Raw genomic sequence first — 21693 nt, 5'->3', positions numbered from 1 at the left:
CGGTCAAACCTATCGGGACGCCGCATACTGGGTGACCGCGCGCTCGTAGGAGGCGAGGTGGGCCTCGGCCGACGCCTGCCAGCTGAAGCGGTGGGAACGGGCGTGGGCGGCTTCGGCCAGCTCGCGCCGCCTGTTGGCGTCGCCGATCAGCTCGGCTAGCGCGGTGGCGATGCCGTCGGCGTCGGGCTCGGTGTAGGCGACCGCGTCACCGCCGACCTCGGGCAGCGGGCCGCGCCGGGTCGTCAGGACCGGGGCTCCGCAGGCCATGGCCTCCAGCACCGGCAGGCCGAAGCCTTCGCCGCGGCTCGGGAGCGTCACCACGAGCGCGCCGCCGAAGAAGCCGGGCAGGGAGGACCACGGTAGGTAGCCGGGGCGCACCACGCGCAGGTCGAGCGGGACGGTCGCCAGCGCGGCGTCCACCTCGTCGTCCCAGCCGCCGCTGCCCGCCAGGACCAGCGCGGGCGGATCGGGCAGGCCCGCGCAGGCTTGCGCCCAGCCGCGGATGAGGTTGGGCACGTTCTTGCGCGGCTCCAGTGCGCCCAGGTAGGCGAGGTAGGGCCGCCCGTGCAGGCCGAGCCGGTCGGAGACGCGCTTGACCTCGTCCTCGTCGGGGCGGTGGAACACCTGGTGGTCGACGCCGTGGCAGGCGACGTCGATGTGGTCGGGGTCGGCGTCCAGCACGCGGACCAGCTCGTCGCGGGTGGCGCGGGAGGGCGCGATGAGCCGGGTGGCGCGGCGGGCGGCGGTGCGGGTGGCGGACTTGACGTAGGTGGTGCGCAGCGGGTCGTGCGGCTCGGGCTCGGCGAACAGCGTGACGTCGTGGATGGTCACGACGGTGGGCAGGCCGGGCCGGATGGGGATCGTGTAGGACGGTAGATGGATGACGTCAGCACCGACACGCTCAGCGAGGTGCGGCAATCCGGACTGTTCCCAGGCCAGCCGGGTCGCCCGATGCGCGAGCGCGGCGGGCCCGGCGACGACGCGGGCACCGGGCGCGAGCAGGCCGTAGCGCTGCTCGTCGGCACGCTGGCAGGCGACCGCGAGATCGGCGCCGAGCGTGTGCAGGGCGGCCAGCAGGCCGTCCACGTAGCGGCCCAGTCCCCCACGATCGGCGGGCACCGCGGTCGCGTCGAGAAGGATGCGCGGAGCCACGGGTCACCACCCCTCTCCCCCGGCTCGGCCGAGTGGCGTAGATCACTCTTTGCCTTCCGAGCCTACGCCCATCGGGGTGAGGGAGTGGCGGGGGCGAGCGTGAGCAAGATGGCTATTTTCGAGTCACTGTTCGACTGCGCAGAGTAATGTTCACTCCGTGGTCAAATCCCCTCACGAAGCGCGACACCACCTGTTCCGCGACAGCGAACAGGTGCTCGTCGGCGTGCTGGCGCTGCTGCGCCCCTCCGCCCCCGACGGCTGCGTCCAGCTGATCCGTCAACTCCCCAACGACATCACCGAGGCCGAGGTGGTCGAACGCCGCGTCGACACGGTCCTGGAGATCGAGATCTCGGGCGTGCGCTGCATCGCCGCCATCGAGTCCCAGTCCTGCCACGACGACGACAAGCTGTTCAGCTGGCCCGCCTACATCGCCCAACTGCGCGACCGGCACCAGTGCCCGGCGTTCGTCCTGGTGATCACCCCCGACCTCAAGACCGCCAGGGAGGCCCGCAAGCCGATCGTCAACGAGATCCCGGGACTCGGGATCGTCCAGACCACCCAGCTGCTCGCCCTGGGCCCCGACAACGTCCCCGCCGTCACCACCGTGGACGCCGCCCTCGCCAACGTGGCGGGCGCGACGGTCTCCTTCGTCGTCAACAGCAGGACGAAGGAAGCGGCTGCGATACTGGAGGCACTTGTCCAGGCACTGGACCGCGTCGATCCCGACGAGGCCCGAGGTCTTGTCAAGATCATCCGCGTCGTCCTCCCCGACACCACGACCGAAGCCGAGAACACCTGGAGGAAGCACATGGCAAGCGGACAGCACCTCTACATGACCGACATCATCGAGGCCGAGGCCAGGGGCGAAGCCAAGGGCAAGACCGAAGGCAGGGCTGAAGGCCAGGCCAAGGGCAGGGCCGAGGGCAGGGCCGAGGCGATCTTGAAGGTTCTCGACAAGCGCCACGTGTCGCTCTCCAAGCAGGGCCGGGAGCGCATCACCACCTGCACCGACGAACAGCACCTGGACACCTGGCTCGACCGCGCCCTCACCGTCACCAGCGAGGACGAACTGTTCGTCTGACGCGCGCCGGTGGCCTTGCCGCCGCGTAACGCGGCAGGTAGGGCCACCGGCCAGGCAACGTCAGGCGGCGCGCTTGCGGGCGTGTATGAGGACGATGCTGCCCTGGTCGTTGGGGGCCTTCCGGTCGCCGAGCGCCACCAGGGGGGCCAGCGGCGCGGCGGCGTTGAAGCCGACCTTGCCGCCGTAGGTGGACAGCGACAGGTAGAGGCGCTCGGCGGCGGCCGTCCGGAACTGGTAGGAGTGCCGCACCAGGTCCATGCCGCGCTCGTCGAGCAGTTTGCGCAGCGTCTCGTGGGTGTAGGTGTGCTGCACGTGGTACTTGGCCTTGTGCGCGTCGCGCAGCTTGGGCCAGGTGTCGGCGCGGCTCAGCACGTCGGCGGACATGAAGATCTCGCCGCCGGGTGCCAGCACCCGCGCCATCTCGTCCAGGGACTTGCCGCCGTCGGCGAAGTGCTCGATGGCGCACACCGACAGGATCGCGTCGAACGACCCGTCGTGGAACGGCAGCTTCAAGGCGTCGCACTCGATCAGCGCGGGGGCGTGCGCGAGCTTCTGGCCGTAGAGCATCTTGGAGCGCATCAGGTCGATGGACACCGCGTGCGCGCCGCGCTTGACGGCCTGCCCGGCCCAGTAGCCGTCGCCGCCCGCCACGTCGAGGACCCGCTTGCCGTGCAGGTCACGGCCCATCAGCTCCAGCAGGGAACCGGCCTCGCGGTAGCGGCAGACATGCACCTGGTGCCCCATGAAGGCGACCACATCCGAGAGTTTCATCGCCCCAACCTTAAGGCCGTTCCACGGGCCGGGGGCATCAACGCGACTCGCGCCCGCCTGCTTGCCGCGGGTCACAGTCCGATGCGGCCTTCTTGCCGCGCGGCCCGCCCCTGCCGCATTCTCCTCGCATGGGCCCCGGCGGTTCTGGCGCGTCCTCGACGACCAGCCCGTTCCCACCGAGAGGAGTGGTCGTCGTGGGCAAGCACGGCAAGAAGGTGGACTGCGGCATGTGCGGCGGCACGGGCAGGCTCTGGACCACGCAGGACAACAAGCGGCTGGAGATCAAGTGCGTCGGCTGCGATGGCACGGGGCAGCAGGGGTGACCGTCCGGGACGCTTTCGACGCCGTGCCTCGCAGGCTCTTCCTTCCTGAGGTGATCTGGGTCAGGCAGGAGGACGGCTGGGCCGTCCCCTTGCGCCGGGGCGACGCTCCCGAACAGTGGGAGCAGGCGTGCGCGGCCGACGACACCGTGATCACGCAGGTGGACGACGGCGCGGCCACCGACCGGGGCCTCTGGGCGACCAGTTCCAGCAGCGCGCCCGGCCTCATGGCCAGGATGCTGGAGGAACTCCGTGTCGTGCGGGGATCACGCGTCCTGGAGATCGGGACGGGGACGGGCTACAACGCCGCGCTGCTGGCACATCTGACCGGGGCGGACAACATCACGACCGTCGAGATCGATGACGGGATCGCCGCGCAGGCACGGCAGGCTCTCGATCAGGCCGGCTATCCGGTGGAGGTCGTCACCGGCGATGGCGCCCTCGGCCACCCGAAGAACGCTCCCTACGATCGGGTCATCGCGACCGCCGCCGTCCACGAGGTCCCCTACGCGTGGGTGGAGCAGACAAGGCCGGGTGGGCTGATCCTGGTCCCCTGGGCGCTGACGGTTCACCCGGAAGCGCCGTTCGCGCTCCTTGAGGTACGGGAGGACGGAACGGCGGAGGGTCGCTTCGTAGCGGCGTCGGGCTTCATGACGCTGCGCGCCCAGCGTGTTTCTCAGGAGGACATCAGGCACGCCGATGAGGCTTGGGCCCAGGCCGGACGGCCGGAGATCGCGCGGCACGGCGTCACCGTGACCCCGGCGGGGCAAACGGTGTGGCTTGATTCGCCTGCCAACCCGGTCTCCTACGGGCTCACGCGTTAGGCGTGGCCTGACGCCTTGAGATGAGCGGTGAACGCCTGCCAGGCGGCGGGGGCGAAGGTGAGCACCGAGCCGTGCGGGTCCTTGGAATCCCGGACGGCGATCACGCCGGGAACCTTGCCCGCAACCTCGACGCACTCCTGCTTCTGTGAATGTCCACTCTTACGCCATCGGGCATCGCCGAGGCCATGAAGATCCACAAGCATTGAGCCTCACAAGATTACAGACGACGGCAAGGCGAATATACTATGACGCCAACTCACGGAGCTTGGCCAATGTCTCCGCAGGACTGAGGGCCGACGCATTCATATACTGGAAGAAATTCGAGTAAAAACGAACTTCTTCCGGCTCTTCGATGAACAATTCGCTCGTGTACATCTCCACATACACAGCGTCTCGATCATCCGGCTCCTGGAACTGGAGAATGCAGAAGTTCGTCAACCCAACACTATTCCCGGCACTGAAAGGTGCCACCTGGATGTTGACGTTGGGCAGGTCCGCCATCTTGATCAAGTGCCGAAGCTGGGCCCTCATCACCTCAGGGCTGCCTACAACGCGGTGCAGCACAGCCTCGTCAAGGACAGCGAAAAGCCTGAGGGCGTCCTCACCCACAAGAGACTGCTGGCGAGTGAGCCGAATCTCCACCCGCTTTTCAACCTCTTCATCAGAGATCTGCGCCGGCCCCGTCCGAATCATCGGGCGCATGTAGTCAGGAATCTGCAAGAGCCCTGGGATACTCGCTATTTGGTACATGTTGACCGACGCAGCCTCAGCCTCCAGGCCGATGTACGTCGTAGCGCTATCGCTCATCATGTCGCGATAGGTGTGCCACCAGCCGCGCTGCCGACCATCGCGGGCAAGGGCCAGCATCCTCTCGCGCGTCACCTCGTCCGTGATCCCATACAGATCGAGCAGATCACGCACGTCACGCAGATTGGGAAACACCCAGTCGCCACGCTCCATGCGGCTGATCTTCCCTGGAGACCACCCGAAGTGCGCCTCAACAGCGGTGCCGGTAACGCCCTTCGCCTCGCGCATCTTGCGAAGCTCCGCCGACAGGCGACGTCTCCGCAACGTCGGGCTGCGCCGAGCACTCACAGCGCCCCTCCACTCCGTCATCGAACGAATACAGAGAGATCGTAGGGCGACACTCAAGATCAAGCCAGGAAACCTGAGACTTAAATGAATACGCATCTTGCGAATCACTGCGTCACGGGGCAGCATGTGCTGTGACTGACCCGAGACACTGAGTGATCAACCGCGAACCGCGGGCCGTCATTCTTCGATCTTGGGGGCACGGCGGCGCGTGCTGTTGCGAGCGCTGGCCGTCGCCAAGAGAAAGCCGCCGCGCGGCCAGGTCATTGGCCTAGGAACCGTCCTGGCCGCGCGGCTTCCACCTCACCAAGGAGGCGAGCATGACGATACCCGGCGGCACCGACGCCGTCCGCTGCCTGAGCGTCCCGACCAGGACGGGTGTGTCCTGGGCGGTGGTCGCGTGACGGCTCCCCCGACCTCCGAGCACCCCGACGACGCCCTCCTGGCCGGCCTGCGGCAGGACTTCTCCGGGCACCGCTTCTTCCGCGCCGTGCGCTTCGACGGGCTGCTGGGCGACTGGGTCGCCACCCTGCACGACCCCGCCCACGGCGTTTCCGCCACCGTCATCCGCAACAGTGCCGACGAGTTGCGCGAAGCCCTCTTGGAGGAAGCCGCCGAGGCCGAGCAAGAGGCGCGGCTGTCGGCCTTCCGCTCCGGCCGGACGAGGGCGGGCTCGTGATCCGGGCCGTCCTCGTCCGGCGCGGCGCACGGCCGCACGCCAGGCACGCCGCTGCCCCGATCGTCCTCCTGTCCGCCCGAAAGAACCGCCGCCTGCTCCTTCGGCTGGCCCGGGAGCTGGAGCGGGAGGGCTGGACCACCCGGCGGTTGTCCGACGCCGGGTGGCCCCGCCTGCGCGTCTTCTGTCCCGGTGCGCCCGTCCTCGGCGAGACCGTCTGGCTCGCCTACCAGGGCGGGCGCTGGTGGTACCGGTCCAGCGCCAACCTGTGGCTCGCGCCCATCGAGGACCCCGTGCGGGCCGCCGCCGGGATCGTCCAGGTACTCGGGCCCCGCCTCGTCGAATCTCGCCTGCGCTGACCCTCCGGCGGCCCGGCTCTGGACGCGCCGGGCCGTCAGAGGGCTCGACTACCCTGGGCGGGTGAATATCAAGGCCGTCGCGGTGCGGGTGTTGCGCGTACTGCTCGTCGTGCTCGCGCTGGCCTTCTGCGCCTGGAGCCTCGTTTCGCAGTGGGACGACACGGTGCGCGCCTTCCGGCAGATGTCGTGGGCGACGCTGCTGGGCGCGTCCGTGTGCGGCGCGGCGGGCCTCTACGTGTGGATGCTCGGCTGGCGCGCCTTCCTGACCGGGCTCGGGTCGCCCATCCCGCTCAAGGCCGCCTTCCGCATCTCCGCGATCTCCGCGCTGGGCAAGTACGTGCCGGGCAAGGTGTGGGCGCTGGTCACCCAGATCGAGATGGCGCGCGAGCACGAGGTTCCCCGGTCGCGCAGCTTCTGGGCGACGCTCCTGGCGGTCGCGACCTCCACCGCGTGCGGGCTCGCCGTCGCGGCGGCGACGCTGCCGCTGACCTCGCAGGCCGCACGCGATCGGTACTGGTGGCTGTTCCCGCTAGCGCCGGTGTTGCTGGCGTTGTTGCACCCGAAGATCGTGACGTGGGCCCTCAACACCATGTTGCGCATCGTGCGACGTCCGCCGCTGGACCACGCCGTCAGCCTCCGCACGACGCTCGTCGCGGTCGGGTGGACGCTGGCGGGCTGGCTGCTGTTCGGCGTGCACCTGTGGTTGTTGTGCATGGGCGCGGGAGGCGACGGCGCCGGCCTGCCGTTCCTGGCGACGGGTGCGTACGCGCTGGCGTTCGTGGCCGGGTTCCTGGTGTTCATCGCGCCCGGCGGCATCGGCGCGCGCGAGGCCGCCATGGTCGTGGTGCTGACTCCGGCGCTTCCGGCGGGCGCGCCGATCGTGGTCGCGCTGGCGTCGCGGGTGGTGCTGACGGCGGCCGATCTGGCGGGAGCCGGGGTCGCGTTCCTGATGGGGCGGCGCGGCACCGTCGAGCCCGATCAGCCCGAGGTCAGCAGCTCCGCCACGTAGGCCTCCCAGAGTGGGCCGTGGTCGATCGGCTCGATGGCCGCGCGCAGCCGCTCGGGCTCGCCAGGCGCGTAAAAGCGCTTCAAGGCGTCCGCGAGGGAACCCGCGTCGTCGGGCTCGCACAGCACGCCGTCCACGCCGTCGCGCACCTGGGCCGGGAAGCCGCCGACGCGGGTCGCGATGACCGGCACGCCGTACTCGTGGGCCATCCACACGTTCTGCGACGCGGTCGCGGTCCGGTACGGCAGCACGAGCGCGTCCGCGGCGGCGAACAGGCCGGGCATCTCGGCGGCGGGCACGTAGCCGGGACGCAGGTCCACGCGCTCGGTGAGGCCCAGGTCGGCGATCAGCGCCTTGGTGTCGTCCAGGCCGCCCCAGAACTCCCCCGCGACGGTCAGCGCCGTGTCGCCGGGGGCCTGCGCGAGGGCGCGCAGCAACACGTCCAGGCCCTTGTAGGGGCGGACGATGCCGAAGAACAGCAGCCGGTTGCGGACCGTCGCGTCGCGCTCGGCGTTCTCAAGCTTGGGCGCGGGCAGGTGCGCGGGCATCTCCGCGACGCGCACGGGCTTGCCCGTCAGGCCGCGCGCCAGGTCGGCCTGCTGTTCGGAGTGCGTCAGGACGCCGTCCACGCGGCGCAGCAGCGCCTTCATCAGCGGCACGTCGTAGGGCTTGCGCTCGTGCGGCAGCACGTTGTGGCACAGCGCCACCACGCGCGTCTTGCGGCCGATCCCCGCGAGGATGCCCAGGTAGGACGGCACCTGCACGGGACTGAGCACCGCCAGCACCACCAGGTCGGCCGAGCGCAGCGCGCGGCCGGTGCGCCACCAGCCGTCGGGACGCCGCCAGTCCAGCGCGTGCCGGGTGGCCGCGAACGGCTCGCCCTCCGGCTCGCTGATCGTCTGCTGCCCCGGGTAGAGGAACGCCGGGTACTGCGCCTTCCAGGACTCGATCCGCACCGCGTGCCCGGCGGCGGCCAGGCGGTGCGCCAGCTCGGTGGTGTGGTGCGCGCCGCCGCCCTTGTACGGGAAGGCGGGCCCGACGATCGCGATGCGCATGGGCGCTAGACGTCCCCTCGGGATCTGACGATCAGGTCGGCCAGCAGCGCCATCGAGGCGATGATCAGCCCCGTCACGAAGATCATGATGGTGTTGTTGGCGAAGTAGCCGAAGTGCACGACCATGTCGAACACGCCCTTGAGCAGCCCGATCACGATCAGCCACAACGCCAGCGGCATCAGCACCTTGAGCGGGTTGAAGTACATCACCATCCGCAACACCTGGAGGATGTAGCGGTAGGCGTCCTTGGTGAAGCGGAACTTCGACTTGCCCGCCCGCTTGGCGTAGTCGATCGGCACGTACTGCACCGGGTGCTGGTTCGACAGGAACGCGATCGTGATCGTCGTGACGCAGGAGAACCCGGGCGGCAGCAGCCGCAGGTACGGCCGGGCGATCTCGCGGCGGAAGGCGCGCAGGCCGGAGTTCAGGTCCGGGATCTTCGAGTTGGTCAGCCGCTCGGCGATCTTGCGGATGAACCACTTGGCGGGCACCCGCAGCAGCTTGTGCGTGCCCTCCTCGGTGCGCCGCGCGCCCACCACCTGGGCCACGCCGGGCTCGGTGTCGAGGATCTCCACCAGCTCGGGGATGCGCTCGTTGGGGTAGGACATGTCGGCGTCGGTCCACACCACGATGTCGCCGCGCGCCTGCTGGGAGCCGATCCGGCGCACCGTGCCCGCGCCGCTGTTGTGCTGGAAGCGCATGATGCGCATGTGCGGGAAGCGCGGGGCCGCCTCCTCCAGCCGCTCCAGGGTGGCGTCGGACGAGCAGTCGTCGACGGCCAGCAGCTCGTAGGTCTTGCCGCTGTTGTCCATCGCCTTGCAGATCCGCTCGACCTCGTCGACGACGTGGTCCTGCTCGTTGTAACAGGGCAGCACGATCGTCACGTGGACGCGGGTGGCGGGATCGGTACTCACGCAGCGCGAGAATACTCGCCCCCGCGCCCTGTTGCGGCCGATCACGGACGCGGCGGCGCGCGCGGAGGGCGCGACGGGGCCGGTCAGCGGCGTGGCGGCTCGGTCAGCCAGACGTTCAGGTTGAGGGTCCAGGTGGCGTCCGGCGGCCTGGTCAGGGCGCGCTCGTCCTGGCGCGTCCGCAACGCCAGCGCGTGCACGGGCGCGCCGTACGGGGTGAGCTGGCGCGGGTCCGCGCCCAGCAGCACCGGCCGCCGCCCGGCGGCATAGATCTTGTTGGCCACCCGCCACACGTCCTGAGCGGTCGTGCCCTGCGCGGTGCGCGCGGCGGGCAACCCGCACATCGACCGGACGACCTGGAGGAACATGTCGGCGGTGGCGCGGTCGATGATCACCACCGAGCGGCCGGGGCCCATCGCCCGGCACAACCCGCGCACGGCCGCGACCTCGCCCTGGTTGGTCCGGGAGACGAGGATCCCCGCCGACGACAGCACGATCGGCACCAGCAGCAACAACGCGGCCAGGCACGCGCCGGGCCGCACCACGCGCGGTCCGTAGCCCAGACGGCGGACGCGCCGCAGCGTCCACGCCGTGCCCCAGACCGCCAGCAGCAGCAGGCCCGGCACCACCACCGTGATCAGGCGGCGGCCCGCCCACGGGTGGTCGGGCGTGATGCCGGGACGCAGCAGCGTCGTCACGGTCGTCCAGATGATGACCGCGTAGGGCAGCAACCACTCCGGCGACTGCCCGCGCAACAACCGCCGCACCAGCAGCGCCGCGCCGAAACCGGCCAGCAGCAGCGCGGGCACGCCGATGTACCAGACCACCCAGTACAGCGAGATCTCGGTGTACTGGCGGGTGCCGTCCACCACCAGGTGGTTGATGCGCTGGATCTCGGCGATGAACTGGGAGTTCAGCCGGTCGTCGGGGTTGGTGGGGACGCGGCGCACCGTCTGCACGAGCGGGCGCGCGGCGAACGCGGCCAGCGTCAGCAACGTCAGCGCGGCGGCGACGTTGGGCAGCGGGCCGCGCGCGACCGCGCCGCCGAACCGTCGCAACCGTTCCTGCACCGGCGCGAGACGGGCCAGCATCACGCCGGCGCCGGTGACCGCGACCAGCAACGTCGTCAGCAGCAGCAGCGGGTCCAGCGAGGAGTGCAGGTAGCGCAGGTACGGCCGCGACAACACGAAGCCCTCGACCAGCCCCGCGCCGACGCCGAGCGCCAGGCCCGCCGCCAGCGGCATCCCGGTGCGGCGGCGGCGCGCCACCAGCAGGCCCGCGAACGCCACGACCGGAAGCACGTCGCGCAGCCCGTCGATCCGCACCAGCACGATCAGGCCCAGCGCGAGCCCGGCCAGGAACGCCTTCGCGCGCGCCGACCGGATCTCCTCCTTGCGCACGTCGTGCAGCAGCGCGAGACCGCCCAGCAGCAGCACCAGCGCGGGCAGCTCGCTCAGCGTCGCGCGCGACACCCAGATCATCGGCGTCGTCAGCGCCAGCAGCAGCGCGCCGAGCGGCGCCCAGCGCGGCCCGACCAGCCGCGCCACCAGGCCGCCGAACGTCAGCACGGCGCACGCGCCGAGCACCGGGGCCATCGCCAGCAGCGCGTGGGTGCCGCCGATCCAGCCGCCGAGCGCCAGCAACATCGGCAGGCCCGCCATGAACTGCGGGACCACGTCGGTGCCCTGCTGGTAGAAGGCGGGGCTGCCGTAGCCGAGGACCGCGTCGCCGCCACCGAACGCCGCCCGCCACTGCGGGATGGGCAACGAACCGTTGTCGTTCAGCCAGGTCGCGAACTGCACGTAGGACGCCGGGTCGCGGCGCACGATGATCTGCTCGGAGCACATGACGAGCTGCACGACCAGGAACGCCAGCGCGACCGCCAGCACCCCGCCCGTCGACCACCACGACACCGCGCCCAGCGGGCCGGGCAGCGTGCGGTCGTCGGGGTCGGCGCCGCGCGGCCGGTCGCGCATCCCCAGCCACAGCAGCACCGCCGCCACCGGCACGAACAGCGCGAACGCCGGGCCGGGCCCGAACGCCCCCGCCAGCAGCAGCGGCAACGCCACCGCGAGCCACGCCACGACCAGCAGGGCGGGCGCGACGCTCATGCGGGCGAGCAGCCGTCCGGCGCTCATCGATCGGCTCTCATCTCGGCTCGGCAGGCATCCATCGATGCGGAGCGTAGCGGTCTTGACGCCGTGTTTTGCCGCGCCTAGCCGGGCGTGCCCGAGCGAACGGCCGCCGGACCTCTACGCTCGCCCCATGAACGATGTCGCTCCCGCCGAGTTGTTGCGCGCCCGGGTGGCCGCCGACCCGTCCCGACCGCTGGTGACCTTCTACGACGACGCCACCGGCGAGCGCGTGGAGCTGTCGGCCCGCACCTTCGACAACTGGGTCGCCAAGACCGCCAACCTGCTGGTGGACGGGCTGGGCGCGGAGCCGGGCACGCGGGTGGTGCTGGCGCTGCCGCCGCACTGGCAGACGGCGGTGTGGCTCGCGGCGTGCTGGGCGGCGGGGCTGACGGCGGTGCCGGTGGACCCCGAGGCGGTGCGCGCGGCCGGCGGCGTCGGGCCGGAAGTGGTCGAACCGGACCCGGCGGGCGCGCCGTACCTCCTGGCGGCCGCTGAGGAGGTGCTGCCGGACGTGCTCGACGACCAGGACGCCGAGGAGATCGTGGGGCTGTCGCTGCACGCGCTTGGCGGCACGCTCGCCGACTGCCCGCCCGGCGTCACCGACTACGCGCTGGAGGTGCGCTCGTACGGGGACCGGTTCGCGCCCGTGGCGCCGGTCGATCCGGGGGAAACCGCGCTGCTTGTGACAAAGACCACATTCAGTGGGGCACAATTGACCCGCGAGGCGCGCGAGGCCGCCGCGAAATGGGGGCTGGACGCGCAGGCCAGGGTGCTGGTTGACATGCCGTTCACCACACTCGACGGACTACTCGCCGGTCTTCTTGCACCACTAGCCTCGGGAGCTTCCGTCATAATCCAACGAAACTTCGACAAAGAAGCCCTAGATCGTCGCATCACCCTGGAGCATGTGACGGCGGTGGCCGGAGTCCCCGGACGGAAAGACGCAACCGGGTCCGTACACCGCCTCCTCTGACCTACTCTCTGTTTCCCGACCCCCCAGGAAGAGCGGGCCTCGCCCCCACCCCCGGAGCCGATGAACAGCAATCCGATGTACATGGAGTACGTCGATGACGCCGACGAGCAGGACGCTCCGGCCCATCGACGCGGCTGGCGCATCCTCGGCTGGGTGTCCATCGGCCTGTCGGTGCTGATGGTGGCCACGTCCCTGACCTTCTACGGCGCGTACCGCTCCGCCATCGGGAACATCAAGCGCGACGACCTGTCCAGCATCGGGCCCCGCCCGAAGAAGCTGAACAGCGCCATGAACATCCTGCTGCTGGGCTCCGACACCCGCGAGGGCGGCAACGCCAAGTACGGCCGGCAGATGCGCAACGACCCGCCGCGCTCGGACACCATGATCCTGCTCCACCTGTCGCCGGGCGGCGGCCAGGCGATGGGCATCAGCTTCCCCCGCGACCTGATGACCGCGATGCCCTCCTGCAAGAAGAGCGACGGCACCCGCTCCCCGGCGCAGTCCCGCGCGCAGATCAACTCCGCCTACACGATCGGCGGCGCGGCCTGCGTCATCGCGACCATCGAGAAGATGAGCGACATCAAGATCGACCACTTCATGGAGGTCAACTTCCAGGGCTTCAAGTCGATCACCAGCGCCGTCGGCGGCGTGCCGGTCTGCCTGCCCAACGACGTGGCCGACAAGAAGTCGGGCCTGTTCATGAAGCGGGGCCGGCACAACATCTCCGGCGAGAACGCGCTCGCCTACGTGCGCGCCCGGCACGGCCTGGGCGACGGCTCCGACACCGACCGCATCAAGCGCCAGCAGAAGTTCATGGGCGCGCTCGCCAACAAGGCGATGAGCGGCGGCGTCCTGAAGGACCCCGGCAAGATGATGAAGCTGATCAGCGCCGGCACCAAGTCGCTGCGCACCGACAAGGGCCTGTCGGTCCCGGCGATGCTCAAGATCGCCGAGGGGATGCAGGGCATGACCTCCGGCAAGCTGCGCTTCGTCACCGTGCCGTCGGGCCCCGACCCCGCCGACCCCAACCGCGTGGCGCTGCGCAGCCCCGACGCCGAGCGCTTCTTCACCACGATCCGCAACGACCGCACGGTCCCGGCCGAGACCAAGGCGGGCGCGGCCCCCACGATCCCGCCGAGCCAGGTGCGGGTCCGGGTCTTCAACGCCAGCGGCGTCGCCGGGCAGGCCGCCCGCATCCAGGAGGACCTGCAGCAGCAGGGCTTCCAGCAGGTCGAGATCGGCGGCAACCTCCGCTCCTCCGCCACCAGCCGCGTGTTGTACGGCGAGGGCGCCGACAAGCACGCCCTCACCCTCAACCGGCTGATCTCCGGCGCGCCCCAGCCCGCGCCCAACACCACCTCCCGCGCCGAGGCGGGCGTGGTCGACCTGGTGGTCGGCCGCTCCTGGCCGGGCCTGAAGAGCTCCCGCGCCGGCATCCCCAAGGTGACCGGCGAAGTCCGCGCCGACGACGACCCCTGCAAGGGGGCCTGAGCGGCGGCCGGTGACCGCGGCGCCCGGCCGGGCGGGCGGCGACCTCGACGAGGAGACCCGACTCCGGAAGTCCTATGACCTACACCACCAGGCCGCTCTCGGCGCCCGAACCCCCGCCGCACCCCCGGCGGTCCGCCGCCCACCCCCAGACCGGAGGCGCTCCGGAAGGTGGCCGCGCGGACGGCCCCGGTGACCGCCCCGCCGCCTTCGCGGGCCCGCCCGCCGAGGACGACCCCCTGGCGTCGGGCTACCCCCTGGCCCCGGCCGGGGAGTCGCCCGCCGTCCAGCACCCGGGCATCTTCGCCAGCGCCGCGTTCCCCGAACCGGCGGAGCCGCTGGCGGCCCCCGTGCCGCCGGAGCAGGGCTTCGCGGAGCCGGGCGGCCCGTCTCCGGCGACGGTGCCGATCCAGGCGTCGCAACCGGAGACGGCGTACACGACGGGCCCGCTGCGGCACGTGCCGTCGCTGGGGCAGGAGAACTACCCGGCTCCGCCGCAGGCGGCCGACCCGCTCCAGACGTGGCCGCCGACGAACGAGCCCGACGCTGGCGCGAAGGCCGACGCCTGGACGGACGCAGGGGCCAACGCCAGGAGCAACACCGGAACCGACTCCGGAGCCTGGGCGGACGTGGAGGCCAGGGCCGACGCCTGGGCCAACGCTGAAAACTGGTCCGACACGGGAGCCGACGCCTGGGCCGACGCAGGGACGGGGACTACGCAAACCCTGCCGCCCACCGCTGGAACGGAACAAGCTCCGCGCCACGCCGCCGATACCGCACAGCCCCCGCCGCAGGCATCCGGTGCCGCCCAGCCCCCGCCGCACACGGCCCACACCATCCAGCCTCCGTCACACGCTGGTGGCGCGGTCCAAGCTCCGCCCCACGCCGCCGGTGCCGTCCAGGCCCCGCCCCACACGGCTGGTGCCGTCCAGGCTCCCCCCGTCCCCGGCCCCGCCGCCTGGGCACCGCAGCCCGGCGAGCCCGCCTGGGCTCCGCAGCCGGGAGCGCCCGCGCCCCGCGTCCCCTCCGGCGGCGCGGCGCACTCCGAGCCGCCCGCCGCGCCGCAGGCGCCCGGCACCGCCCCCGCGCCGCGCCGCAAGGAGCGCGACCCCTACTTCGACAACGCCAAGTTCCTGGCGATCCTGCTGGTGGTCATCGGCCACTCGCTGGCCAACAAGATGAACGTGCCGCTGGCCAAGGGCCTGTACATCTTCATCTACATGTTCCACATGCCGCTGTTCATCGTGATCACCGGCTACTTCTCGCGGAACTGGACCTTCTCCGGCGGCAAGGCGCGCAAGCTCATCACCAACGTCGGCGTGCCGTACGTGGTGTTCGAGACCGCCTACTCGCTCTACGACTGGCTGGTGGGGCGCAACGAGCTGGAAGTCAGCCTGCTCAACCCCTACTTCCTCACCTGGTTCCTGTGCGCGCTGTTCATGTGGCGGTTGTCCACGCCGGTGTGGCAGCAGATCCGCTGGCCGCTCGGCGTGGCCATGGTGTTCTCGTTGTTGTCGTACATGAGCGACCTCGGCGGCACCTTCGACGTCCACCGCGTGATCGGGCTGCTGCCGTTCTACGTGCTGGGCCTGATGTTGCGGCCCGAGCACTTCGAGCTGCTCAAGAAGCCGATGGCGCGGGTGGTCGGCATCGTGGTGATGTTCGGCGGGCTGGGCGTCGCCTGGTTCGCCAAGGACCGCATGACGCACACCTGGATCTACTGGAAGACCCCGCACCAGGACCTGGGCGTGGACAACGTGACCGGCACGCTGATGCGGCTGGCCATGTTCGCCTGCGCGATCGTGCTGGTGGCGGCGTTCCTGACGCTGGTGCCCCAGCGCCGCGCCTGGTTCACCGCGCTCGGCTCGACCACGCTGTACGCCTACCTGCTGCACGGCTTCGTCACGCGGTTCCTCCAGTTCTTCGACCTGTGGGGCATGCCGTGGATGAACACCTGGTGGGGCATCGCGGTCATCATCGTGTGCGCGGCCGGGGTGGGCACGTTCCTGTGCTCCAAACCGGTCGTCAAGGTGATGAGCTGGGCACTGGAGCCCCAGCTGAAGTGGGCGTTCACCGGCCTGCGGCGGCCGGGCGGGTCCAGGCGCCCGCAGCCCGCCACGCAGGCGGAGACCCCGGCGGCGGTCCGGCCGGCGGGGCCGCCCGCGCCCGAGACCGGTCCCTTCACGGGGGCCTTCGGCGCGCCGCCCGTCAGGCGGCACGGCGGGACGGCGCCCGCCGACCTCTTCAACGGCCCGACCGCCGAGGACCGCGTCCGCCCGCCCGCCGGGGACTTCGGCCGCCCGCCCGCCGGAGCCACCGGAGCGCAGCCCGTCGAGGACTTCGGCCGCCCGCCGGCCGACGGCTTCGGAGGCCCCGCCGACGGCTTCGGCCGCCCGCCCGCCGGAGGCTTCGGGCAGCCGCCCGTCGAGGAGGTCGCCCCTCCGCCGTTCCCCCGCCGGGGAGGCCGGGCCTGAACGACCGAAAGGCCCGCCAGAGGCCCTTCGGATAATCTGAAAGCCAGCTGCATGCCGACCGCCGCCCTCCCCCCGATCACCGGGCGGATCTCCAGCGGCGGGCCGAACCGTCATCGTGCTAGTGGGAGAAACGTGTCACCGCTGCTCAGCGTCGTCGTGCCTTTCTACAATGTGGAGACCTACCTCGAAGCGTGCCTGGAGTCGCTGCAACAGCAGACCCTGCGCGACATCGAGGTCATCATGGTCGACGACGGCTCGCCCGACGGCAGTTCGGCGATCGCCAAGGAGTTCGCCGCGCGCGACGCGCGGTTCCGCCTCGTCGAGCAGGAGAACCAGGGCCTCGGCCCGGCCCGCAACACCGGCGCGCGCCACGCGACCGGCGCCTACATCGCGTTCATGGACTCCGACGACGTGGTGCCCCGCTACACCTACGAGCTGATGGTGGGCTCGCTGGAGGAGACCGGCTCGGACCTGGTCTGCGGCGGCGTGCGGCGGCTCACCTCCGCCGGGCCGCGCAACTCCCCCATGCACACCGAGATGTTCCGCGTCACCGACAAGCGCACCCACATCAGCCGGCGGCCCGACCTGCTCGGCGACCGCACGGCGTGGAACAAGGTGTTCCGCAGGTCGTTCTTCGACGCGCAGAACTTCGAGTTCCCGCCCGGCCTGTACGAGGACGCGCCGGTGACGATCCCGGCGCACTACCTGGCCACGTCCGTGGACGTGCTCAGCGACGTCGTCTACTACTGGCGCGAGCGCGAGGGCGAGTCCCAGTCGATCACCCAGCGGCGCACCGAGCCGGGCAACCTGGAAGACCGGGTGCGCACCACCCAGGTCGTCACCGCCTTCCTCAAAGAGCGCTCCCCCGAGTTGTGGCGCGCCCAGCTCACCTCGGTGCTGTCGGGCGAGCTGCCGCTGTACATCGACGTGGCGGGCGAGGGCGGCACCGAGTACCGCGAGCGGCTGCGCACGCTGGTCAACGAGGTCGTGGCCGAGGCCGACGACGCGCTGATGCGCGAGCTGACCGCACTGAAGCGCCTCAAGTACCACTTCATCCGCAACGGCATGATCGACGAGCTGCTGGCGATGATCAGCTACCAGCAGGCGCAGATCTTCACCGCCGACGTGGAGCGGCGCGGCGCCCGCTGGTACGGCGTCTACCCGTTCTTCGGCGACGCCGAGCGCGCCGTGCCCGACTCCCTCTACGACATCACCGACGAGCTGTCGCTCCAGGGCCGCGCCGACACCGCGTGGTGGAAGGACGGCAAGCTGCACGTCAACGGGCACGCCTACATCACGCGCGTCCCGATGACCGATCCGCGCACCGACGCCGAGGCCCCGTCCCTGCGCGTCTGGCTCCGGCACGCCCGCAACGGCACGACCGTCGAGCTGCCCGTCAAGCGCGCCCACCGCCCGGACGTGTCGGCCGACGCGCGCCGCGCCGCCGCCGACTACGACTGGGCCGGGTTCAGCGTCGAGATCGACCCGGCCGACCTGCGGGTCAGCCGCTACCGGTTCATGCGCGCCTCCAAGTACCGGATGTTGCGCGCGCTGCGCTCGGCCAACTGGGAGCTGCACGCCGAGGTCACCGCGCCCGGCGGCCTGACGCTGGGCGGCCCGCTGGGCGGCCCGCGCCGCTCGGACGTGCGCTGGGCGAACGCCCACCTGGCCGCGCCCGACGTGGCGATCCGCCCGGTCACCTCGGCCGCCGACAACTTCCTGATCCAGGTCAAGCAGCTCACCGCGCACGTGACCGGCGCGCGCGTCGCCGACGGCGCGCTGGTGCTGGAGGGCAACGTCGCCGACACCTCCATCGCCTCCGGCGACCTCGTGCTGAAGCGCCGCCAGGGCATGGTCGAGACCAAGCACGCGGCCACGTTCTCCGGCGGCGGGCGCTTCACCGTCACCGTGCCGCTGGAGGCGCTGGTGTCCTCCGACGCCGCCGACTCCGCCGCCACCCTGCACGCCTGGGTCACCGAGGGCCTGGACTGGGACGGCTCGTTGCGGGTGCCCGGCCAGGCCAAGGCGACCCGGCTGACCATCGCCGACGAGGTCGAGGTCCGGTACCCGGTGGGCGCCGACGAGATCGTGGTGACCCGCACCAAGTTCGGCAACCTGCGGATCGTGGAGCGGCCGCGCCGTCCCACCGTCACCCGCGCCGAGTGGACCGACGACGGGCGGCTGGTGCTGACCGGCGAGATGGCCGGCGACGACCGCCCCGACCACCTGCTGCTGCGGCTGCGCGGCGGCGGCGACACCCATGCCTTCCCGCTGGCCTGGGAGGGCGATGGCTTCACCGCCGAGATCACCCCGGCGGCGGTGCCGCTGTTCGGCGCGCAGCTGCCGCTGTCCACCGGCTGGTGGGGGCTGTTCGCGCCGATGGGCGAGGACGTCGTCGCGGTCTCGATCGCCCGCGGCTCGGTCGCCGACCTGCCGGTGCCGCGCACGGTCGGCCTGCACGAGCTCAGGATCGTCACCTACCAGGCCGACGCGCTGCGGCTGGAGGTGCGGCCCGCGCTGGAGGACCGCGAGCGCGGCGTCTACGGCCTGAAGCGGTTGTCGTTGCAGGACTACCCCGGCTTCCTGGCCGAGCCGCTGCGCGACATGGCGATGTTCGAGAGCTTCCGCGGCCGCCAGTACTCCGACAACCCGCGCGCCATCTACGAGGAGATGGCGCGGCGGCGTCCGGAACTGGAGTACGTGTGGGTCACCAAGGACGGCCAGTTCGCCGCGCCCGAGGGCGTGCGGACGGTGCTGTACGGCAGCCGCGAGCACTTCCGGGTGCTGGCGCAGGCGAAGTTCCTGGTGGGCAACGACCCGATGCCGGAGTGGCTGCGCAAGCGCGAGGGGCAGTTCTACCTCCAGACCTGGCATGGCACGCCGCTGAAGCGCATCGGGTACGACATCGAGCGGCCGCAGTTCAAGAACGCCCAGGACTACCTGCGGCGCTTCTCGGCGGACGTGGCGCAGTGGGACGCGCTGGTGTCGCCCAACCCGTTCAGCACGCCGATCATGCAGCGGGCGTTCCGCTACGACGGGGAGATGCTGGAGTCGGGCTACCCGCGCAACGACCTGGCGGCGCGCGGCGACGCGGCGCGCGCGCTCCGCGTGCGTTCGCTGCTCGGCATCCCCGAGGGCAAGAAGGTCGTGCTGTACGCGCCGACCTGGCGCGACGACCAGGCGCGGGCGGGCGGCTACTCGATGGAGCTGCAGCTCGACCTGGCCGACGCGCGCGAGGCGCTGGGCGACGAGCACGTGCTGCTGGTGCGCGGGCACTTCAACCTGGGCGGCGGCGTGGCGGGCACCGACGGCGAGTTCGCGATCGACGTGAGCCGCTACCCCGACATCGCCGACCTGTACCTGATCTCCGACATCATGATCACGGACTACTCGTCGGTGATGTTCGACTTCGCGGTGACGGGCCGCCCGCAGCTGTTCTTCACCTACGACCTGGAGCGCTACCGCGACCAGCTGCGCGGGTTCTACTTCGACTTCGAGGCAGAGGCGCCGGGCCCGCTGTGCCACACGTCGGCGGAGCTGATCGCGGCGATCGCGGACCCGCGGGCGGCGGAGTACGCGGAGCGCTACCGGGCGTTCCAGGCGAAGTTCTGCCCGTGGGACGACGGGGACGCGGCGGCGCGCGCGGTGGACCGGATGTTGCGGGACGCGTAGGACGCGCCGGTTCCCGGACGCCCGGAAGGTTGCCGCTCCTTCCGGGCGTCCGGGACACTTCCCATAAATTCCGGACCCGGTGACCGTACGGTCACAAATCGGCTTCAAGGCGGCTGTCCGCTTCCGGACAACCGATACCATCGAGGCGCGCGAATCTCCGGGGCGAGCGCGCCATCCCACCCATACCTGATCTTGAGGTTCGCGCCGCACGCGACTGGGGAAGCCTCTCGTCACGATGAAAGGACAGCTCTCCATGGCGAACTTCACGCTCGACGACGTCCGGCAACGGACGTACAAGGCGCGTGACGCATGGTGGACGGTACTGCTGGTCGACCCGCTCGCCGCACGGCTGGTCCGCTTCACGGCCAACCGCACGAACGTGACCCCGAACCAGCTCACCGTCGGCGCCCTGATCCTCGGGCTGGGCGCCGGGGCCTGCTTCGCCGTCGGAACGTGGCCGTGGCTGCTGCTCGGCGCGCTGCTGTACCACCTGTCGTTCACCCTCGACTGCATGGACGGCAAGATCGCCCGCCTGAAGGGCACCGGCTCGGTCTTCGGCGCGTGGCTGGACTACATCTTCGACCGCGTCCGGGTGCTGGCCTGCGCGATCGCCCTGATGGGCGGCCAGTACGCGATCACCGGCAACGTGGCCTACGTGTGGACCGCGGTGGCCGTGGTCTTCCTGGACATGTTGCGCTACATGGACGCGCTGGAGATCTACAAGGTGCGCTCGCAGATGCGCACCAAGCTCCAGAACATGCGCCAGGAGGCCCAGAGCCTGGAACTGGCGACCCGCCGCGCCAGCGGCGACCTGTCGGACGTGGGCGACGACCTGCGCTCGGCGGAGGGCGCGCTGCGCCCCGACCCGGAGGCCGACATGGAGGACCAGGTCGTCGGCGACAACCCGAACGTCGAACTGCAGGCGGGCTTCAACAAGCGCTTCCCGTGGTACGCGCGCATCCGCGACCTGCTGAAGAGCGGCCGCATCCGCCCGCACCTGATCAGCGGCATCGAGTTCCAGATGGGCGTGTTCATCGTGGCCCCGGTGGTGGCGGCGGTGATCTCCGGCGCGATCATCCCGGTGGTGGTGCTGTCGGGGATCGGGATGATGGCGTTCGAGCTGGTCATCATCTACAAGTTCTGGCTGTCGAGCCGGGACTACAGCCGGAGCGTGGCCAAGCTGCAGAAGAAGATCGACAACCTGCGGGCCTCGCTGCCGCAGGAGTATGGCGCTTCGGTTTGAGGTGTGAGGTGTGAGGTGTTGAGCTGAGTTTGCTTGGCTGAGTTTGCTTGGCTGAGTTTGCTTGGCTGAGCTGGGTTGTGGCTCTGGCTTTTGTTTTCGGGAAACCCCGCTGGATTCTTCCAGCGGGGTTTTTCGTGTGGAGGGCGGGTGGGTGGGCGCGGGGCTGGGGGCGTCAGGCTGGTGGGTGCGGGCTGAGGGTTGTTGGTCGGGTGCGGGGCGCGGGGTTGAGGTAGATGGTTAGGTGCGGAAAACCCGCACGGGCTGGGGTCGCTGGGTATCTGGATCAACCCCGCGCGGGCTGAGGTTGCTGGTCAGGTGCGGGGCGCGGGGTTGAGGCAGGTGGTTAGGTGCGGAAAACCCGCACGGGCTGGGGTCGCTGGGTATCTGGATCAACCCCGCGCGGGCTGAGGTTGCTGGTCGGGGGCGGAAAACCCGCGCGGGGCTGGGGTTGGGTGGGCTCC

18 protein-coding genes are annotated in these 21693 nt (G+C 70.8%); 11 read left to right on the top strand and 7 right to left on the bottom strand.

What is annotated here, in order from left to right; translation table 11 throughout:
- Positions 1–9: 9 nt before the first annotated feature.
- Positions 10–1152, bottom strand: a complete 1143-nt coding sequence (locus AH6_RS40285; RefSeq protein WP_067491433.1) for a glycosyltransferase family 4 protein — start codon at positions 1150–1152, stop codon at positions 10–12.
- 157 nt (positions 1153–1309) lie between these two features.
- On the opposite strand from AH6_RS40285, the gene AH6_RS40280 reads away from it, so the two are divergent.
- A complete protein-coding gene (locus AH6_RS40280; protein ID WP_067491431.1) occupies positions 1310–2233 on the top strand; it encodes an RpnC/YadD family protein in 924 nt (307 codons plus the stop codon).
- 60 nt (positions 2234–2293) lie between these two features.
- Here AH6_RS40280 and AH6_RS40275 read toward each other — a convergent pair whose 3' ends face one another.
- Entirely contained in the window at positions 2294–3004 is a 711-nt protein-coding gene (locus tag AH6_RS40275; RefSeq protein ID WP_067491429.1) for a class I SAM-dependent methyltransferase, read from the bottom strand.
- A 194-nt stretch (positions 3005–3198) separates the two neighbouring features.
- Here AH6_RS40275 and AH6_RS46890 point away from each other — a divergent pair, with 194 nt between their 5' ends.
- Together AH6_RS46890 and AH6_RS40270 are read left to right on the top strand one after the other, a co-directional pair.
- A complete protein-coding gene (locus tag AH6_RS46890) occupies positions 3199–3327 on the top strand; it encodes a hypothetical protein (protein WP_281180312.1) in 129 nt (42 codons plus the stop codon).
- Positions 3324–4148: a methyltransferase domain-containing protein gene (locus AH6_RS40270; RefSeq protein WP_067491427.1), complete on the top strand. Its 825-nt coding sequence runs from the start codon at positions 3324–3326 to the stop codon at positions 4146–4148. Before AH6_RS46890 ends, AH6_RS40270 begins: the two co-directional genes overlap by 4 nt.
- Here the strand turns inward: AH6_RS40270 and AH6_RS40265 are convergent.
- Both AH6_RS40265 and AH6_RS40260 read right to left on the bottom strand, forming a co-directional pair.
- Entirely contained in the window at positions 4145–4351 is a 207-nt protein-coding gene (locus AH6_RS40265; RefSeq protein ID WP_067491425.1) for a DUF397 domain-containing protein, read from the bottom strand. The genes AH6_RS40270 and AH6_RS40265 overlap by 4 nt on opposite strands.
- 40 nt (positions 4352–4391) lie before the next feature.
- Positions 4392–5264 carry a helix-turn-helix domain-containing protein gene (locus AH6_RS40260; protein ID WP_067491423.1) on the bottom strand — a complete coding sequence of 291 codons (873 nt, stop codon included), beginning with the start codon at positions 5262–5264 and terminating at the stop codon, positions 4392–4394.
- Positions 5265–5640: 376 nt separating this feature from the next.
- On the opposite strand from AH6_RS40260, the gene AH6_RS40255 reads away from it, so the two are divergent.
- From AH6_RS40255 to AH6_RS40245, 3 genes are all read left to right on the top strand, one after another.
- Positions 5641–5919: a hypothetical protein gene (locus AH6_RS40255; RefSeq protein WP_067491421.1), complete on the top strand. Its 279-nt coding sequence runs from the start codon at positions 5641–5643 to the stop codon at positions 5917–5919.
- Positions 5916–6275: a hypothetical protein gene (locus AH6_RS40250; RefSeq protein WP_067491419.1), complete on the top strand. Its 360-nt coding sequence runs from the start codon at positions 5916–5918 to the stop codon at positions 6273–6275. Before AH6_RS40255 ends, AH6_RS40250 begins: the two co-directional genes overlap by 4 nt.
- A 61-nt stretch (positions 6276–6336) precedes the next feature.
- Complete coding sequence (locus tag AH6_RS40245; protein WP_245679687.1) at positions 6337–7284, top strand: lysylphosphatidylglycerol synthase transmembrane domain-containing protein; 948 nt, start codon at positions 6337–6339, stop codon at positions 7282–7284.
- On the opposite strand, the gene AH6_RS40240 is transcribed toward AH6_RS40245, so the two are convergent.
- From AH6_RS40240 to AH6_RS40230, 3 genes are all read right to left on the bottom strand, one after another.
- Entirely contained in the window at positions 7254–8336 is a 1083-nt protein-coding gene (locus tag AH6_RS40240; protein WP_067491417.1) for a glycosyltransferase family 4 protein, read from the bottom strand. The genes AH6_RS40245 and AH6_RS40240 overlap by 31 nt on opposite strands.
- A gap of 5 nt (positions 8337–8341) precedes the next feature.
- Positions 8342–9250, bottom strand: coding sequence for a glycosyltransferase family 2 protein (locus tag AH6_RS40235; RefSeq protein WP_174555168.1), 909 nt, complete (start codon positions 9248–9250; stop codon positions 8342–8344).
- Positions 9251–9333: 83 nt separating this feature from the next.
- Complete coding sequence (locus tag AH6_RS40230) at positions 9334–11385, bottom strand: hypothetical protein (protein WP_067491415.1); 2052 nt, start codon at positions 11383–11385, stop codon at positions 9334–9336.
- Between the two features lie 127 nt (positions 11386–11512).
- Between AH6_RS40230 and AH6_RS40225 the strand changes: the two genes are divergently transcribed.
- The 5 genes from AH6_RS40225 (at position 11513) to AH6_RS40205 (ending at position 21232) form a co-directional block, all read left to right on the top strand.
- Positions 11513–12355 (top strand): TIGR03089 family protein, encoded by an 843-nt coding sequence (locus AH6_RS40225; RefSeq protein WP_067491413.1) that lies wholly within the window; start codon positions 11513–11515, stop codon positions 12353–12355.
- A 60-nt stretch (positions 12356–12415) separates the two neighbouring features.
- On the top strand, positions 12416–13846 hold the full coding sequence (locus tag AH6_RS40220) for an LCP family protein (protein WP_067491411.1): 1431 nt from the start codon (positions 12416–12418) through the stop codon (positions 13844–13846).
- A gap of 74 nt (positions 13847–13920) precedes the next feature.
- The gene (locus AH6_RS45555; RefSeq protein ID WP_218006039.1) at positions 13921–16317 is read left to right on the top strand and encodes an acyltransferase family protein; all 2397 of its coding nucleotides are present in this window, start codon (positions 13921–13923) and stop codon (positions 16315–16317) included.
- Between the two features lie 132 nt (positions 16318–16449).
- A complete protein-coding gene (locus tag AH6_RS40210) occupies positions 16450–19989 on the top strand; it encodes a bifunctional glycosyltransferase/CDP-glycerol:glycerophosphate glycerophosphotransferase (protein WP_067491409.1) in 3540 nt (1179 codons plus the stop codon).
- Positions 19990–20242: 253 nt separating this feature from the next.
- Entirely contained in the window at positions 20243–21232 is a 990-nt protein-coding gene (locus tag AH6_RS40205; protein WP_067491408.1) for a CDP-alcohol phosphatidyltransferase family protein, read from the top strand.
- Positions 21233–21693 lie beyond the last annotated feature (461 nt).

It is taken from the genome of Actinomadura hibisca NBRC 15177 (genome assembly GCF_001552635.1).
Classification (GTDB): domain Bacteria; phylum Actinomycetota; class Actinomycetes; order Streptosporangiales; family Streptosporangiaceae; genus Spirillospora; species Spirillospora hibisca.
Note: the sequence above shows the minus strand (reverse complement) of the source record. Positions and strands in the feature narration are given on the sequence as shown.